2 protein-coding genes are annotated in these 19,054 nt (G+C 51.1%); one reads left to right on the forward strand and one right to left on the reverse strand.

The genetic code is table 11. The annotated features are described in order from the left end of the window. Positions 1 to 108: 108 nt before the first annotated feature. Positions 109 to 17,334: a Calx-beta domain-containing protein gene (locus ACZ5DR_RS16300; RefSeq protein ID WP_464543791.1), complete on the reverse strand. Its 17,226-nt coding sequence runs from the start codon at positions 17,332 to 17,334 to the stop codon at positions 109 to 111. 225 nt (positions 17,335 to 17,559) lie between these two features. On the opposite strand from ACZ5DR_RS16300, the gene ACZ5DR_RS16305 reads away from it, so the two are divergent. Further along, on the forward strand, positions 17,560 to 19,044 hold the full coding sequence (locus ACZ5DR_RS16305; protein ID WP_377365693.1) for a SulP family inorganic anion transporter: 1,485 nt from the start codon (positions 17,560 to 17,562) through the stop codon (positions 19,042 to 19,044). The last annotated feature ends 10 nt before the right edge of the window (positions 19,045 to 19,054 follow it).

Genomic DNA, 19,054 nt, shown 5'->3' on the forward strand with positions numbered 1-19,054 from the left:
ACAAGGGACGCACCCTTTCTCCCACAAGGGCAACTAATTGTTTAAAAAAGAAAAGGCCAGCAGGATCACCTGCTGGCCTTTTTGCTTTGTGCTCAATGAGACGCGATATTAGCCGTCTAGATTGATGTTGTACTCTTGGTTGTTGTAGATCACCGTTAAGGAATCGCCAGAGCCAACCGAGCCACTGTTATCTGTATCCAAGTTACTGTCGGATCCAAAAGTGGCAACGTCTTGCTTCTCATCTCCCTCGCCGATAGAGAGGTGTTTCACACCTTCGTCATCTTCAGAGATGGTCACGTTCGCTTCTAAGAAGGCTTGAACCGCATCGATATCCTCAGAATTTGTCTCTGACGGTAGGTCCAACAAATCAGAGATATCAATGGCATCTTCACTGGCATTGAAATCCATCAACACATCTTGGGTAAACCCGTTGCCTAGGTTGGTATCGTTATCAAGGATAAAGATATCAGATCCTTCGCCACCCACCAGCACATCAACCGACTCATCATCACCACCGAACAAGACATCGTCACCTGCACCGCCTAGCAATGAATCTTCATCGCTATCGCCAACTAAGTAGTCATCGCCACCAGTACCGACAGTATCCTCTTCATCAGAAGAGCCTACGATGCCAGTGTTGTCGCCATCTGTCGTCACTGTAGCGATCAACTCAAACTCTGCAATATCAGAGTCGGTTTCACTAACGACTGTCAGATTGTCAATGGTGGTAGAACCGGATGTAACAGAGACAGTGTAAGTACCGTCAGAGTTTACGGTTAGATCTGTACCATCTTGTTGCAACTTAGCACCATCAGGGACGCCTGAGATGGTGACACTAATTACATCTTCTCCTGAAGCCAAGTCGTTGATATCAACAGATACTGAATATGTGAAACTCGTCGCAAAGGCATTTGAGTCCCCGATCACAGCTCCATCTTTGAACTTAATATTTTCAAAGTTTGCTACGTCATACTTGATGTTATCTTTGTTATTGACCCAGTCGTTATAGCTATAACTTTGAAGCCATATTGAATCCGTACCAGAACCGCCACTGATATATCCATCCAGCCTACCAACAATCACTGCGACATCATTACCGTCGCCAAGGTCGGATGTGCCGTTTAAGTTGCCTTTAATATAGACAGTATCATTACCACTACCAGACTCGATATGACCATCTACATCGTCTACCACTTTAGCAATGTTATCTCCATTACCCAGATGCACGGAACTAGAAGATGTAATGTCGTCACCAATAATCACTACATCATTCCCTTCACCAGTATCAATATGGCCACTATTCTTAACGTCATCTCCTACAGTCACAATGTCATCACCATTGCCTGTCTGCATAGACGCCCCATCTACGTCGTCATCAACAATAACTTGATATTGTTTGTTCTGGAAGTTAAACCAGCTATTGTAATCATGATCGTAATGTTTAGTTAAGACAGAAGAATCAAATGAAACACCAGCAGTTGGGTCCTGCAAATCTCCAGAGCCAACTTTAGTTATCGTAACATCAACGGATGCCTGACCACTCATATCACCATCAACTTCTAACGTAGCGGTAGCACTGTCATATGCTCCATTACCATCCGTAATCGTGTAATCAAATGATGCACTGCCTGTGTAACCTGCTTCTGGAACGAAAATGATCTTGCCAGCTGAATTAATGTAGGCGTAGCCATGCTGTACATTGTCAACAGATGTAACAGACAAGGTATCGCCATCTGCATCCGTGTCGTTAGACAACAACACACTTGGATCAATAACAATGGACTGTCCATCCGTTGTCGTCACGGACTGACTTCCCGTTGGATTGGTTGTAAGCGATGAACTATCTAAAACAGAGTACGTATTACCACCATCAGAACTTAATGTAGGTTGGAAGACGTAATCACCGCCCTGATCCCACCATAGCATTTCAATGCTGTAATAGCCGTCTGCTTCAACGGTAAACGCATTATGAACCGTACCGTTTGGACTTTGATTATTAGTAACGGTCGCGACTGCATTACCATCAATTGTGATCTGATACCCATCATCTGCATAAACCTTGAAGTTATAAGTCCCTGCTTCTAAGTAGATATAACCAGTTAGACGAATACCACCATCCGAGGTGTTACCAGGGTCGGTACTTAGCGAGCTGGCGTCAGATCCAAGGAAATTCTGTAAGTTAGAATCTTTACCAACATCACCCGTACCGTACTGATAATTAATATTCTGACCAATAAAGGTTGCATCCGCAGTTTTTCCAGCGATCAAAGACTTGAAGTCAACCAGATCATCAATTTGCTCGTTAAAGCCGAAGTATTCGCCTTTCAATCCAGTGTATGTGGTCAATACATCATCCGTAGCGACTGGTGCATCGTTCGCGTCATTAACAGTCAATGTCAACGTATTCTCAACCGTATCTCCGTCCGCGTCTTTCACATGGTAAGTGAATACTGCTTCTCCAGAAGAACCTTGAGAAATACTGCCGGCAAACGAATCACTTGGAGTGAATTCATAACTGCCATCAGCTTTAACCACTAATGTACCTTTATCAGTGGTAATGGTCTCAGCAACAACGGAACCGCCATCAGCGCCCACATCTACATTCAAGCTGACATTACCCGTAATGGTGCCGTAGTCACTTTCTGGTACAGAACCACTGGAAGTAGACACGTTCGCCACAACAGAGTATTGGCTGGTTGCGTCTTCAGCAGTAGAGAATTGGGTAATAACATTCCCGTTGCTGTCCAAGAATCCACTCAAGCTGACCACATAATCCACACCATCAACAGTTACAGTCGTAGAGCTCAAATTCGATAACTGAATGTAATCACTTGAATCATTATTCGAGTTATTGGTCTCATCCACTACAACTTGAGCCGTTAAAGTCACAAGTGTGGCAACACCATTAATGTTAACCGTTACCTTGTACTCTAGATTAGTGCTATCCAAAGACTTATAGCTGGTACTAACTGGCGTATTCACATGCGTGAAAGTACCGATCACAATGTTAGAGCCCATATCTGTAGACGCAACAGACGAAGTATCTGTCAATGCAATGGAGGTTGGATCACAACCACTGCCATCGTCCCAAGATAATTTGTCTTTGTAGCTGTCACTGTCCGTATTTTGTTGTTGAGTACGGTTTTCACCACTGCTGAAGGATGGATTAACGAAGCCACCAGCGATAGAAGACACCGTGAAGCTTGACGCGGCGCTAGACTCTTTAACCAGTTCAATAGTATCTGTTGTGGTTGTTGATTCAGGGGAATCATCCTCCACCACTAATGAAACAGTCTGAGTAGCAGACGCTAAATCGCCATCATCCGTCGCAACAACACCGAAGTCGATGGTTAGAGTATCTTCGGTAGAGCTATCAGAATGATCAATCGGCCCAGTCAAAGTAGCTTGATAAGTCACTTGCCCATTCACTACATCAGAAACAGTGATGGTTACGATAGTTTCATCGCCTGCTTTACCAACAAGTTGACCGTCCACAATCGACCACTTGATGTCCACACCATTAGACTCATACAAACCATCTGCAGGAGCAACAAATGACATCTTGATGTCTGCATTTGTGCCATCGTCAGAAACCGTCAACGTTCCTGACGCAGTCACAGCATCTGTAGTATCGGTTGAACCATCCGTATCAGCATTCGCGTTGGCAAGACCTTCTTCAGAGACCGTAATAGAAGCAGTATCACCTGCTCCAATCGAGATCGAAGGTGCGTCATTAACCTCATAGACAGTTACATCAATGGACTTAGTCGACACAGCCGTATCAGAATTAGAAGCTTCCGTAGCAGTAGCAGTGAACGTTAATGTGAACTCTCCACTGTAATCCTCAGGTGTTTCTAACGTCATATCAGTAAAGTCAGTAATACCACCTACATCCACTGTGCCGTCAGCACCAAATGTAAACTCATCATCACCAATAGTAATGACTGTACCGGCAGGCGCACCAGAGATCACCGTAGATAAGGACTCAGAGCCATCTGTATCAGCTAAGTTGATAGTGAACGATTCCAACTGTACTGCTTGATCTTCATACCCTGCATTTAACATTAGGTAGTGATCAACGGTTACACCATCGTCTTCATAAACCGCCTCGCCAACACCTGGGATAACAGAGGTTGGATACATTGACAAAGTACTTGTACCAAACTCTTGGCTATCTCCACCGTCAATCTTAATCCCTAGATTCACATACCCATTACCATCTTCATTGTGATATGCAATTTCAACAGGGTAGTAACCGGATTCAGAAACAGTAAGTACCTGAGACTCAACACCACTATTACCGTTGTCCCATTGGGCCTCAGCAATCACATCTCCGCCCACTTTGACATAGAAAGTATCGTCAGCACTGCCTGTGAAACTGTAATTTGACCCAGCTTCCAGATAAACATAAGTCGTAGCAACTGCAAGAGTACCAGTAGCAATGTTATCGAGATTTGGAATTGATTGGACTACACCAGAACCAACAGGTGGAACAGAAGAGTAAGAATCCACCAAAGCAGCTAGCTGCTCAGGCGTACCACCGTTACCGCCATAAGTACTAGAATCAACTCCCGTCCAGAAGGAATAACTAATACCCTGTGCAGAAGACGAATCATCAGAAGATGTTGCGATAACAGGCGCATCAGCAACCGCAGTCACTGTCACAGTTGCAGTAGCCGTAGACGTATTGCCCGCTGCATCTTGAACAGTGTACTGAATTTCAATGTCACCGCTCACATTCGCCTTAGGCGTAAATGTAATCGTGCCATCCTCATTCAAAGTTACCGTGCCAAGAGACTCGTCATAGCTGAAGCTGTCTTCGACTAAAGAAGCACCAGACTCATCGTTATCTAATATATCGATGGTGATAGGAGAACCATCTTCAAGCATGGACACTTGCTCGTCCTGAACCTCAGCGGCCAAATCCACCGTCACGTTTTGCGTGGTCGTCGTTTCGTTGCCCGCAACATCTACCGCTTTGATGCTCAGTGTGTTTGAACCTTCGGCCAGCGCATTGTCGATCGCGATAGTGTACTTACCATCACCATCCGCTGTGCCAGTCGCCGTGCGCGATGTGCCATTCGCATCTGTGTACGTGATCGTCACAGTCGCGCCCGCTTCCGTCACACCCGTAATGTCTGGCGTCGCATCGTTGGTAATCGTGTCGTCGTTCGAACCACTGTTGGTCGCATCCGTGATGTCGGACGTCAAGCCGCTAACGGAAGTATCCACCGTCACGTTTTGCGTGGTCGTCGTTTCGTTGCCCGCAACATCTACCGCTTTGATGCTCAGTGTGTTTGAACCTTCGGCCAGCGCATTGTCGATCGCGATAGTGTACTTACCATCACCATCCGCTGTGCCAGTCGCCGTGCGCGATGTGCCATTCGCATCTGTGTACGTGATCGTCACAGTCGCGCCCGCTTCCGTCACACCCGTAATGTCTGGCGTCGCATCGTTGGTAATCGTGTCGTCGTTCGAACCACTGTTGGTCGCATCCGTGATGTCGGACGTTAAACCACTGACAGACAGATCCGCCTCTGCTGCAATCTCGCTCGCTTGCGTAGAGGTATTACCTGCAGCATCAGACAAGGTTGCTTTCACTTCTGCACCAGGAGGTACTTCGATAGTATATCCATTGTTAATATCATCTTGCGTTAATGTATGAATGCTCTCAACACCATTAACGATAAACGTCAAAGTATCCCCTACTTCTGAACCACCAAGCGAAATCGTCGCAGTAATCGTACCAACTTCGCCTTCAGCAACTTCTGCTGCATTGTAAATATCGTCATCACCTGTACTTTGGAATGAAATAACAGGGGTGCCGATACTGACGTCTGCTATAGCAACTGTTGCACTCACTTCGTCCGACATGTTACCCGCTGAATCAGATAACGTTGCTTTTACTTCTGCGCCTGGAGCCACTTCGATTACATAACCGTTAGCTATCTCAGCTTGTGTTAACACATGGGTACTGACCGCACCGTTCACACTGTACGTCAAGATATCCCCCACTTCCGATCCATCAACAGAAATGGTGGCAGTGATAGTATCTGCTTCGCCAGCGGCGACTTCCGCCGCATTATAAACCTCATCCTCACCAGTGCTTTCAAACGTAAGCGTCGGTGAACCAATAGACAAGTCGACTTGGTGGATTGAAGTTGTAGTGGCTGTAAATGGGTTGCCAGCACTATCTTCACCAGTCACCTTAGCTGTAAACGTAGTATTTTGAGCTAAATCTTCCCCTGCGACCGAAACAGCCCATGTTTTGTTGGCCATAACAGTCGTTGTATAAGTCGTATCACCAATGACCAATGTAACGGTATCCCCCGCAGCAGCATCAAAACCGACTCGACCAGAGACAATAATAGAAGAAGTACTTTCTTCGATATTAACAATGTCATCAGATGTAATTGAATTTACCTGAATAGACCCGCGAGCCGATGTGTCAACAAAATACGCCTCTGTGGACTGACTTGTTCCGACATGTCCCTCAGAATTCGTCACGGTAACATTAGCAACGACAATTCTATCTGAGTCCTGGACTAAACTTGAGCCATCAACTGTAATGGAAAAAGTACCATTAGAAACATCAACTGCTCCAGTATAGCTCTCTCCTCCTATTACCAAAGTTACTTCCCCTGAGGCAATAATATCGCCTGAAGTAACTACACCAGTGATAACAACCGTTCCAGACGCTTCAGAAGCGTTAACAGTTGAATCTGAAGTAATAGGATCGATGTCAATATTCACGTAAATATCGTCATTGGTGATCGTGCCTGTGCTCTCAACACCGCCCACACTCAACGTGAACGTTTCATCGCTTTCAAGAACCGTATCTTCTGCACCCGCTACCGTCACAGTGAAGCTTTCAACACCTGCTGGAACCGTGATGGTGCCGTCGTCGTTGAGGGTCACGCCGTCGCTGAACGTCACATCGCCGTAGTCACTGCTATCGGTCGTGCCGTCCGTCAAGCTGAACGCGAACGTTTGTGCCGTATCCGCTGTATTGCTTAGCGTCACATCGAACGCAAGGTCGTCGCCTTCTTCCGCGCTAACATTCTGAGAAATTGAACTCACCACTGGCGCACTTTCGTTATCAACGATCGTCGTGCTCGCGCTGCCGTTATCAGAAGACACGGTCGCATCCGCACCGCTCACGCTGTCGATGCTAACAGTGAAGGATTCTGCTCCTTCGTAGATGCCGTCATCGATGGTCGCGATGTCTAGGTCTGCACTCGTTTGACCCGCTTGGATCGTCACGCTCGCAACACCTGTGTAGTCATTGCCGTCTGCATCAGTCGTGCTGTACGTGAAGCTCACGACAACGTCTTCATCCGCCACCTGGTCGATGCTCACGGTGAAGCCTGCTGTGCCACCTTCGGTCACGTTGGTTTGGTCCGCCGCGATGCTCACCACTGGCGCACTTTCGTTATCAACGATCGTCGTGCTCGCGCTGCCGTTATCAGAAGACACGGTCGCATCCGCACCGCTCACGCTGTCGATGCTAACAGTGAAGGATTCTGCTCCTTCGTAGATGCCGTCATCGATGGTCGCGATGTCTAGGTCTGCACTCGTTTGACCCGCTTGGATCGTCACGCTCGCAACACCTGTGTAGTCATTGCCGTCTGCATCAGTCGTGCTGTACGTGAAGCTCACGACAACGTCTTCATCCGCCACCTGGTCGATGCTCACGGTGAAGCCTGCTGTGCCACCTTCGGTCACGTTGGTTTGGTCCGCCGCGATGCTCACCACTGGCGCACTTTCGTTATCAACGATCGTCGTGCTCGCGCTGCCGTTATCAGAAGACACGGTCGCATCCGCACCGCTCACGCTGTCGATGCTAACAGTGAAGGATTCTGCTCCTTCGTAGATGCCGTCATCGATGGTCGCGATGTCTAGGTCTGCACTCGTTTGACCCGCTTGGATCGTCACGCTCGCAACACCTGTGTAGTCATTGCCGTCTGCATCAGTCGTGCTGTACGTGAAGCTCACGACAACGTCTTCATCCGCCACCTGGTCGATGCTCACGGTGAAGCCTGCTGTGCCACCTTCGGTCACGTTGGTTTGGTCCGCCGCGATGCTCACCACTGGCGCACTTTCGTTATCAACGATCGTCGTGCTCGCGCTGCCGTTATCAGAAGACACGGTCGCATCCGCACCGCTCACGCTGTCGATGCTAACAGTGAAGGATTCTGCTCCTTCGTAGATGCCGTCATCGATGGTCGCGATGTCTAGGTCTGCACTCGTTTGACCCGCTTGGATCGTCACGCTCGCAACACCTGTGTAGTCATTGCCGTCTGCATCAGTCGTGCTGTACGTGAAGCTCACGACAACGTCTTCATCCGCCACCTGGTCGATGCTCACGGTGAAGCCTGCTGTGCCACCTTCGGTCACGTTGGTTTGGTCCGCCGCGATGCTCACCACTGGCGCACTTTCGTTATCAACGATCGTCGTGCTCGCGCTGCCGTTATCAGAAGACACGGTCGCATCCGCACCGCTCACGCTGTCGATGCTAACAGTGAAGGATTCTGCTCCTTCGTAGATGCCGTCATCGATGGTCGCGATGTCTAGGTCTGCACTCGTTTGACCCGCTTGGATCGTCACGCTCGCAACACCTGTGTAGTCATTGCCGTCTGCATCAGTCGTGCTGTACGTGAAGCTCACGACAACGTCTTCATCCGCCACCTGGTCGATGCTCACGGTGAAGCCTGCTGTGCCACCTTCGGTCACGTTGGTTTGGTCCGCCGCGATGCTCACCACTGGCGCACTTTCGTTATCAACGATCGTCGTGCTCGCGCTGCCGTTATCAGAAGACACGGTCGCATCCGCACCGCTCACGCTGTCGATGCTAACAGTGAAGGATTCTGCTCCTTCGTAGATGCCGTCATCGATGGTCGCGATGTCTAGGTCTGCACTCGTTTGACCCGCTTGGATCGTCACGCTCGCAACACCTGTGTAGTCATTGCCGTCTGCATCAGTCGTGCTGTACGTGAAGCTCACGACAACGTCTTCATCCGCCACCTGGTCGATGCTCACGGTGAAGCCTGCTGTGCCACCTTCGGTCACGTTGGTTTGGTCCGCCGCGATGCTCACCACTGGCGCACTTTCGTTATCAACGATCGTCGTGCTCGCGCTGCCGTTATCAGAAGACACGGTCGCATCCGCACCGCTCACGCTGTCGATGCTAACAGTGAAGGATTCTGCTCCTTCGTAGATGCCGTCATCGATGGTCGCGATGTCTAGGTCTGCACTCGTTTGACCCGCTTGGATCGTCACGCTCGCAACACCTGTGTAGTCATTGCCGTCTGCATCAGTCGTGCTGTACGTGAAGCTCACGACAACGTCTTCATCCGCCACCTGGTCGATGCTCACGGTGAAGCCTGCTGTGCCACCTTCGGTCACGTTGGTTTGGTCCGCCGCGATGCTCACCACTGGCGCACTTTCGTTATCAACGATCGTCGTGCTCGCGCTGCCGTTATCAGAAGACACGGTCGCATCCGCACCGCTCACGCTGTCGATGCTAACAGTGAAGGATTCTGCTCCTTCGTAGATGCCGTCATCGATGGTCGCGATGTCTAGGTCTGCACTCGTTTGACCCGCTTGGATCGTCACGCTCGCAACACCTGTGTAGTCATTGCCGTCTGCATCAGTCGTGCTGTACGTGAAGCTCACGACAACGTCTTCATCCGCCACCTGGTCGATGCTCACGGTGAAGCCTGCTGTGCCACCTTCGGTCACGTTGGTTTGGTCCGCCGCGATGCTCACCACTGGCGCACTTTCGTTATCAACGATCGTCGTGCTCGCGCTGCCGTTATCAGAAGACACGGTCGCATCCGCACCGCTCACGCTGTCGATGCTAACAGTGAAGGATTCTGCTCCTTCGTAGATGCCGTCATCGATGGTCGCGATGTCTAGGTCTGCACTCGTTTGACCCGCTTGGATCGTCACGCTCGCAACACCTGTGTAGTCATTGCCGTCTGCATCAGTCGTGCTGTACGTGAAGCTCACGACAACGTCTTCATCCGCCACCTGGTCGATGCTCACGGTGAAGCCTGCTGTGCCACCTTCGGTCACGTTGGTTTGGTCCGCCGCGATGCTCACCACTGGCGCACTTTCGTTATCAACGATCGTCGTGCTCGCGCTGCCGTTATCAGAAGACACGGTCGCATCCGCACCGCTCACGCTGTCGATGCTAACAGTGAAGGATTCTGCTCCTTCGTAGATGCCGTCATCGATGGTCGCGATGTCTAGGTCTGCACTCGTTTGACCCGCTTGGATCGTCACGCTCGCAACACCTGTGTAGTCATTGCCGTCTGCATCAGTCGTGCTGTACGTGAAGCTCACGACAACGTCTTCATCCGCCACCTGGTCGATGCTCACGGTGAAGCCTGCTGTGCCACCTTCGGTCACGTTGGTTTGGTCCGCCGCGATGCTCACCACTGGCGCACTTTCGTTATCAACGATCGTCGTGCTCGCGCTGCCGTTATCAGAAGACACGGTCGCATCCGCACCGCTCACGCTGTCGATGCTAACAGTGAAGGATTCTGCTCCTTCGTAGATGCCGTCATCGATGGTCGCGATGTCTAGGTCTGCACTCGTTTGACCCGCTTGGATCGTCACGCTCGCAACACCTGTGTAGTCATTGCCGTCTGCATCAGTCGTGCTGTACGTGAAGCTCACGACAACGTCTTCATCCGCCACCTGGTCGATGCTCACGGTGAAGCCTGCTGTGCCACCTTCGGTCACGTTGGTTTGGTCCGCCGCGATGCTCACCACTGGCGCACTTTCGTTATCAACGATCGTCGTGCTCGCGCTGCCGTTATCAGAAGACACGGTCGCATCCGCACCGCTCACGCTGTCGATGCTAACAGTGAAGGATTCTGCTCCTTCGTAGATGCCGTCATCGATGGTCGCGATGTCTAGGTCTGCACTCGTTTGACCCGCTTGGATCGTCACGCTCGCAACACCTGTGTAGTCATTGCCGTCTGCATCAGTCGTGCTGTACGTGAAGCTCACGACAACGTCTTCATCCGCCACCTGGTCGATGCTCACGGTGAAGCCTGCTGTGCCACCTTCGGTCACGTTGGTTTGGTCCGCCGCGATGCTCACCACTGGCGCACTTTCGTTATCAACGATCGTCGTGCTCGCGCTGCCGTTATCAGAAGACACGGTCGCATCCGCACCGCTCACGCTGTCGATGCTAACAGTGAAGGATTCTGCTCCTTCGTAGATGCCGTCATCGATGGTCGCGATGTCTAGGTCTGCACTCGTTTGACCCGCTTGGATCGTCACGCTCGCAACACCTGTGTAGTCATTGCCGTCTGCATCAGTCGTGCTGTACGTGAAGCTCACGACAACGTCTTCATCCGCCACCTGGTCGATGCTCACGGTGAAGCCTGCTGTGCCACCTTCGGTCACGTTGGTTTGGTCCGCCGCGATGCTCACCACTGGCGCACTTTCGTTATCAACGATCGTCGTGCTCGCGCTGCCGTTATCAGAAGACACGGTCGCATCCGCACCGCTCACGCTGTCGATGCTAACAGTGAAGGATTCTGCTCCTTCGTAGATGCCGTCATCGATGGTCGCGATGTCTAGGTCTGCACTCGTTTGACCCGCTTGGATCGTCACGCTCGCAACACCTGTGTAGTCATTGCCGTCTGCATCAGTCGTGCTGTACGTGAAGCTCACGACAACGTCTTCATCCGCCACCTGGTCGATGCTCACGGTGAAGCCTGCTGTGCCACCTTCGGTCACGTTGGTTTGGTCCGCCGCGATGCTCACCACTGGCGCACTTTCGTTATCAACGATCGTCGTGCTCGCGCTGCCGTTATCAGAAGACACGGTCGCATCCGCACCGCTCACGCTGTCGATGCTAACAGTGAAGGATTCTGCTCCTTCGTAGATGCCGTCATCGATGGTCGCGATGTCTAGGTCTGCACTCGTTTGACCCGCTTGGATCGTCACGCTCGCAACACCTGTGTAGTCATTGCCGTCTGCATCAGTCGTGCTGTACGTGAAGCTCACGACAACGTCTTCATCCGCCACCTGGTCGATGCTCACGGTGAAGCCTGCTGTGCCACCTTCGGTCACGTTGGTTTGGTCCGCCGCGATGCTCACCACTGGCGCACTTTCGTTATCAACGATCGTCGTGCTCGCGCTGCCGTTATCAGAAGACACGGTCGCATCCGCACCGCTCACGCTGTCGATGCTAACAGTGAAGGATTCTGCTCCTTCGTAGATGCCGTCATCGATGGTCGCGATGTCTAGGTCTGCACTCGTTTGACCCGCTTGGATCGTCACGCTCGCAACACCTGTGTAGTCATTGCCGTCTGCATCAGTCGTGCTGTACGTGAAGCTCACGACAACGTCTTCATCCGCCACCTGGTCGATGCTCACGGTGAAGCCTGCTGTGCCACCTTCGGTCACGTTGGTTTGGTCCGCCGCGATGCTCACCACTGGCGCACTTTCGTTATCAACGATCGTCGTGCTCGCGCTGCCGTTATCAGAAGACACGGTCGCATCCGCACCGCTCACGCTGTCGATGCTAACAGTGAAGGATTCTGCTCCTTCGTAGATGCCGTCATCGATGGTCGCGATGTCTAGGTCTGCACTCGTTTGACCCGCTTGGATCGTCACGCTCGCAACACCTGTGTAGTCATTGCCGTCTGCATCAGTCGTGCTGTACGTGAAGCTCACGACAACGTCTTCATCCGCCACCTGGTCGATGCTCACGGTGAAGCCTGCTGTGCCACCTTCGGTCACGTTGGTTTGGTCCGCCGCGATGCTCACCACTGGCGCACTTTCGTTATCAACGATCGTCGTGCTCGCGCTGCCGTTATCAGAAGACACGGTCGCATCCGCACCGCTCACGCTGTCGATGCTAACAGTGAAGGATTCTGCTCCTTCGTAGATGCCGTCATCGATGGTCGCGATGTCTAGGTCTGCACTCGTTTGACCCGCTTGGATCGTCACGCTCGCAACACCTGTGTAGTCATTGCCGTCTGCATCAGTCGTGCTGTACGTGAAGCTCACGACAACGTCTTCATCCGCCACCTGGTCGATGCTCACGGTGAAGCCTGCTGTGCCACCTTCGGTCACGTTGGTTTGGTCCGCCGCGATGCTCACCACTGGCGCACTTTCGTTATCAACGATCGTCGTGCTCGCGCTGCCGTTATCAGAAGACACGGTCGCATCCGCACCGCTCACGCTGTCGATGCTAACAGTGAAGGATTCTGCTCCTTCGTAGATGCCGTCATCGATGGTCGCGATGTCTAGGTCTGCACTCGTTTGACCCGCTTGGATCGTCACGCTCGCAACACCTGTGTAGTCATTGCCGTCTGCATCAGTCGTGCTGTACGTGAAGCTCACGACAACGTCTTCATCCGCCACCTGGTCGATGCTCACGGTGAAGCCTGCTGTGCCACCTTCGGTCACGTTGGTTTGGTCCGCCGCGATGCTCACCACTGGCGCACTTTCGTTATCAACGATCGTCGTGCTCGCGCTGCCGTTATCAGAAGACACGGTCGCATCCGCACCGCTCACGCTGTCGATGCTAACAGTGAAGGATTCTGCTCCTTCGTAGATGCCGTCATCGATGGTCGCGATGTCTAGGTCTGCACTCGTTTGACCCGCTTGGATCGTCACGCTCGCAACACCTGTGTAGTCATTGCCGTCTGCATCAGTCGTGCTGTACGTGAAGCTCACGACAACGTCTTCATCCGCCACCTGGTCGATGCTCACGGTGAAGCCTGCTGTGCCACCTTCGGTCACGTTGGTTTGGTCCGCCGCGATGCTCACCACTGGCGCACTTTCGTTATCAACGATCGTCGTGCTCGCGCTGCCGTTATCAGAAGACACGGTCGCATCCGCACCGCTCACGCTGTCGATGCTAACAGTGAAGGATTCTGCTCCTTCGTAGATGCCGTCATCGATGGTCGCGATGTCTAGGTCTGCACTCGTTTGACCCGCTTGGATCGTCACGCTCGCAACACCTGTGTAGTCATTGCCGTCTGCATCAGTCGTGCTGTACGTGAAGCTCACGACAACGTCTTCATCCGCCACCTGGTCGATGCTCACGGTGAAGCCTGCTGTGCCACCTTCGGTCACGTTGGTTTGGTCCGCCGCGATGCTCACCACTGGCGCACTTTCGTTATCAACGATCGTCGTGCTCGCGCTGCCGTTATCAGAAGACACGGTCGCATCCGCACCGCTCACGCTGTCGATGCTAACAGTGAAGGATTCTGCTCCTTCGTAGATGCCGTCATCGATGGTCGCGATGTCTAGGTCTGCACTCGTTTGACCCGCTTGGATCGTCACGCTCGCAACACCTGTGTAGTCATTGCCGTCTGCATCAGTCGTGCTGTACGTGAAGCTCACGACAACGTCTTCATCCGCCACCTGGTCGATGCTCACGGTGAAGCCTGCTGTGCCACCTTCGGTCACGTTGGTTTGGTCCGCCGCGATGCTCACCACTGGCGCACTTTCGTTATCAACGATCGTCGTGCTCGCGCTGCCGTTATCAGAAGACACGGTCGCATCCGCACCGCTCACGCTGTCGATGCTAACAGTGAAGGATTCTGCTCCTTCGTAGATGCCGTCATCGATGGTCGCGATGTCTAGGTCTGCACTCGTTTGACCCGCTTGGATCGTCACGCTCGCAACACCTGTGTAGTCATTGCCGTCTGCATCAGTCGTGCTGTACGTGAAGCTCACGACAACGTCTTCATCCGCCACCTGGTCGATGCTCACGGTGAAGCCTGCTGTGCCACCTTCGGTCACGTTGGTTTGGTCCGCCGCGATGCTCACCACTGGCGCACTTTCGTTATCAACGATCGTCGTGCTCGCGCTGCCGTTATCAGAAGACACGGTCGCATCCGCACCGCTCACGCTGTCGATGCTAACAGTGAAGGATTCTGCTCCTTCGTAGATGCCGTCATCGATGGTCGCGATGTCTAGGTCTGCACTCGTTTGACCCGCTTGGATCGTCACGCTCGCAACACCTGTGTAGTCATTGCCGTCTGCATCAGTCGTGCTGTACGTGAAGCTCACGACAACGTCTTCATCCGCCACCTGGTCGATGCTCACGGTGAAGCCTGCTGTGCCACCTTCGGTCACGTTGGTTTGGTCCGCCGCGATGCTCACCACTGGCGCCACAACAGAATGAGTAGAATACCCGAAACTTTTCACTGTATTACCCACTGAATCGCTTGAGTTAACGACGACGCTAATCTCAGTATCCGCGAGCAAATCAGATCCTTGAACATCGACAGACCAATGCCCGTCAACACCAACTAAAGTTGTATATTTAGTTCCGTTAACTTCTAGAGTCAGAGTATCGCCTTCTGCAATATCTCCACCAATCGCGGTACCAGTGACAGGAAGGACTTGCTGACTCTCGTCGAGAGAAATCATGTCATCTGATGTAATGTTATCTACTGTTACAGTACCTTGATCTGCGACAGTATCCTTTTGAATAGTGCTTGGTGCAGCATATGCCACATTACCTACAGCGTCAGATACAGATGCGTTTACTGTCAAAACACCATCTAACAAGCCGGTAACATCAACGTTTGCCTCAAAATACCCCCACCCGTCACTATCTGTGTATGAAATATCAGCTAAAGGAATGCTTATGCTATTGCCAGCAGAGTCGGAAATAGTTAAAGCAGTAACAGTGCTAGCAGTTTCGGTAAAACCACCAATTAAGAGTGATCCTTGCTCATCGTAGTTAACCGTTAAATCACCATTACCATCTTGAGCAAATACCTCGATATCAGCCCAGGTATCAACTTTATAAATCTCAGTACTGGTCACGGAAAAACTATTACCAGCTACATCCGTTCCAGAAACCTTTGCAGTAATATATGGATTTGCAGATGAAGTTGAAGCCAGAACGCTTCCCAAAACACCTACCGAGTACGTTAATCGCCCGAGGGAGTCCGTTTGACTTGACACAACTGTTTCAGCAATCACCGCATCATCCAAAACAATTTGGACAGTATCGCCAGCTTTGGCATCCCCAGACACCCATCCACTGACTGTAACGATATTTCCGTTAGTTGTTTCAGATGCATTTAGAATGCTATCGGATGTAATGGTGTCGATATCAATACCTGCACTCGCAGTCGTATCAACCGTATGAGTAGAGCTTCCATTACTGACGACTGAATTACCGGAAGCATCATCAGACTCAACACTCACATCGAACGCCGTATCCGCTGCCAAGTCTGTGCCCGCAACGTCCACAGACCATGTGCCACCTGCGGCCACTGTGGTTGTGTAAATATTACCGTTAATTTCTAGAGTAACCGTATCGCCTTCTGCGATATCGCCACCTGTGGCCGTACCGGTCACGGTCACTGTGCCTGCCGCTTCGCTCGCGTTGATCACGTCATCAGAGGTGATATCGTCTACCGTCACTGTACCCGCTGTCGCTGTGACATCAACTGCATAAGACTGGCTAGAACTCGCCTGACCTGTCTGTCCTGCTGAATTAGATACTTGAACGCTACCATCAACGATGGCATCTGCGTCATTCGCCAGGTCACTGCCCGCTACAGAGATTGAAAATCCGCCATTTACCACAGTACCAGTATATACAGTGCCGTTAACTGTAAGTTGGACTGTACCTGAAGTGAACGCATCACCTGTTACACTACCCGTAACCGTAACATTGTCCGCAGCTTCTGCCGCGTTAACAATTGAGTCAGTGGTAATCGGATCAATATCCAGATTAATCGTTAATGGTGTTGTAGAGGCACTAGAAGACGCTGAAGTGTTATTTGTAGTACTACTCGTCGCAAAGGCAAATGGATCTGGAGCGGTTTCACGGCCGTAGTAAGCTGAGCCACCTGTATCAACGTCCCGGCTGTTATCGGTGTCATAGCCGTAGGAAGGAAGTGCTTCTTGACCTGAACGGTTGATGCTGACGTCAACACGGTCGCTATCCCCATCATCAGTGCCGTCATTACCTGCGGCCGGAGCGTCTTGGATTAAGGTAGGGTCTTGGCCTTCAAGGATGGCCTGTTGTAATTCATCAAAATCGACACTGGAGTCGGCGACGAGCTCTTGAGCGTCACCAAAGCTGAAAACTTCATCTGTGATTTCGACGACGGCCTCGTTGGCCACAACAATCTGGTTACCATCTACAAACTCGATGGTGGCACTGCCATTACCAATAGCGATAACGGTTTCACCGTAGAATATAGGATCCCCAACGTTAACAATCCGCTCTTGACCATCTATGGATTGGACTCTGACCGATCCACTGATTTGTACTACGAAGCCAACTGCATTACCGAGAGTTGCAAAGGAAACTTGATTGTCGCTCATGATGATTACCTTGATAGAATTTTCAGCTATGACTGAACATAGACCTTCTTATCAAGCATTTCTATTGTACCAAGGTACAGTCGGCCAATTTATCGAGAATTTGCCGCTCAAATTGCGTTCACAATTATGACTCATTATAATGCGACGCTTCATTTAGCAGCGCCAGGCATGCAATGTGTCTCGTTCGTTCCGCTGCACAATCTCAAGATGATATAAAGGGTGTCCATGACAGATACATTAAAAAGAGAGTGGTTCTCGAACATACGCGGTGACGTATTGTCCGGTACCGTGGTGGCGTTAGCTTTGATTCCAGAAGCCATTGCCTTTTCCATCATTGCAGGTGTTGACCCAAAAGTGGGATTGTACGCATCCTTCTGTATAGCAGTGATTATTTCATTCTTGGGCGGTCGTCCAGGTATGATTTCTGCCGCCACAGGTGCCATGGCTCTCTTAATGGTGACTTTGGTAAAAGAGCACGGTTTACAGTACTTGCTCGCCGCCAGCTTTCTCTGTGGTGTTTTCCAAATCGCAGCAGGCTACCTAAAGCTCGGCAGTTTAATGCGCTTTGTCTCACGGTCGGTGGTGACTGGCTTTGTGAACGCTTTAGCCATTTTGATCTTCATGGCACAGCTTCCTGAATTGACCAATGTAACATGGCATGTGTACGCCATGACGGCAGCAGGGCTAGGCATTATTTATTTGTTCCCATACTTACCTGTGATTGGTAAAGCTCTTCCTAGCCCACTTGTTTGTATCGTCGTGCTGACTGGCTTTGCTATGGCTGTTGGCCTAGACATCCGTACCGTTGGTGATATGGGTGAGCTACCAGACTCTTTGCCTATCTTCTTACTACCAGATGTACCGCTAAATCTGGAAACCCTATTGATCATCTTGCCCTACTCACTCGGCCTTGCAGTGGTGGGACTTCTCGAATCCATGATGACGGCAACCATTGTCGATGAGCTGACCGACACAACCAGTGACCGTAACCGTGAGTGTAAAGGTCAAGGGGTTGCAAACATAGGTTCCAGCTTACTAGGTGGCATGGCAGGCTGTGCCATGATTGGTCAATCAGTTATCAACGTAAAATCTGGCGGCCGCTGTCGCTTGTCCACCTTCATTGCAGGTGTACTACTCTTGATCATGGTGGTATTCCTTGACGACCTAATTAGTCAGATCCCTATGGCCGCCTTGGTAGCCGTTATGATCATGGTGTCAATCGGCACCTTCTCTTGGGAATCCATCATCAATTTGAAACATCACCCGATGTCCACCAATATTGTTATGTTGGCTACAGTGGCGATCGTTGTGGCAACCCACAACCTAGCATTGGGCGTATTTGTCGGTGTCTTGCTGGCGTCTTTATTCTTCGCTAATAAAATTGGCCGCTTTATGGTGGTTAAAAGCGAAAACGCTGACCAAGGCACGGTTTATAAAGTGGTTGGTCAGGTATTCTTTGCTTCTGCTGAGAAGTTCAACAACGCGTTTGACTTTAAAGAAGCGGTACAGCACGTCACCATCGATCTATCCAGCGCTCATTTCTGGGACATCACGGCCGTATCCGCATTGGACAAAGTTGTGATCAAGTTCCGCCGTGAAGGCGCGACGGTAGAGGTGGTCGGCATGAATGAAGCCACTGCCACTGTAGTAGACAAGTTTGGCGTTCACAACAAACCAGAAGAAGCCGAAAAACTATTAAGCGGCCACTAAGGAGTTCACG

The organism is Marinomonas vaga, from assembly GCF_055388305.1.

Coding starts and splice junctions, on each gene's coding strand:
- ACZ5DR_RS16305 (WP_377365693.1), top strand. CDS start 17,560: ATGACAGATACATTAAAAAGAGAGTGGTTCTCGAACATACGCGGTGAC.
- ACZ5DR_RS16300 (WP_464543791.1), bottom strand. CDS start 17,334: ATGAGCGACAATCAAGTTTCCTTTGCAACTCTCGGTAATGCAGTTGGC.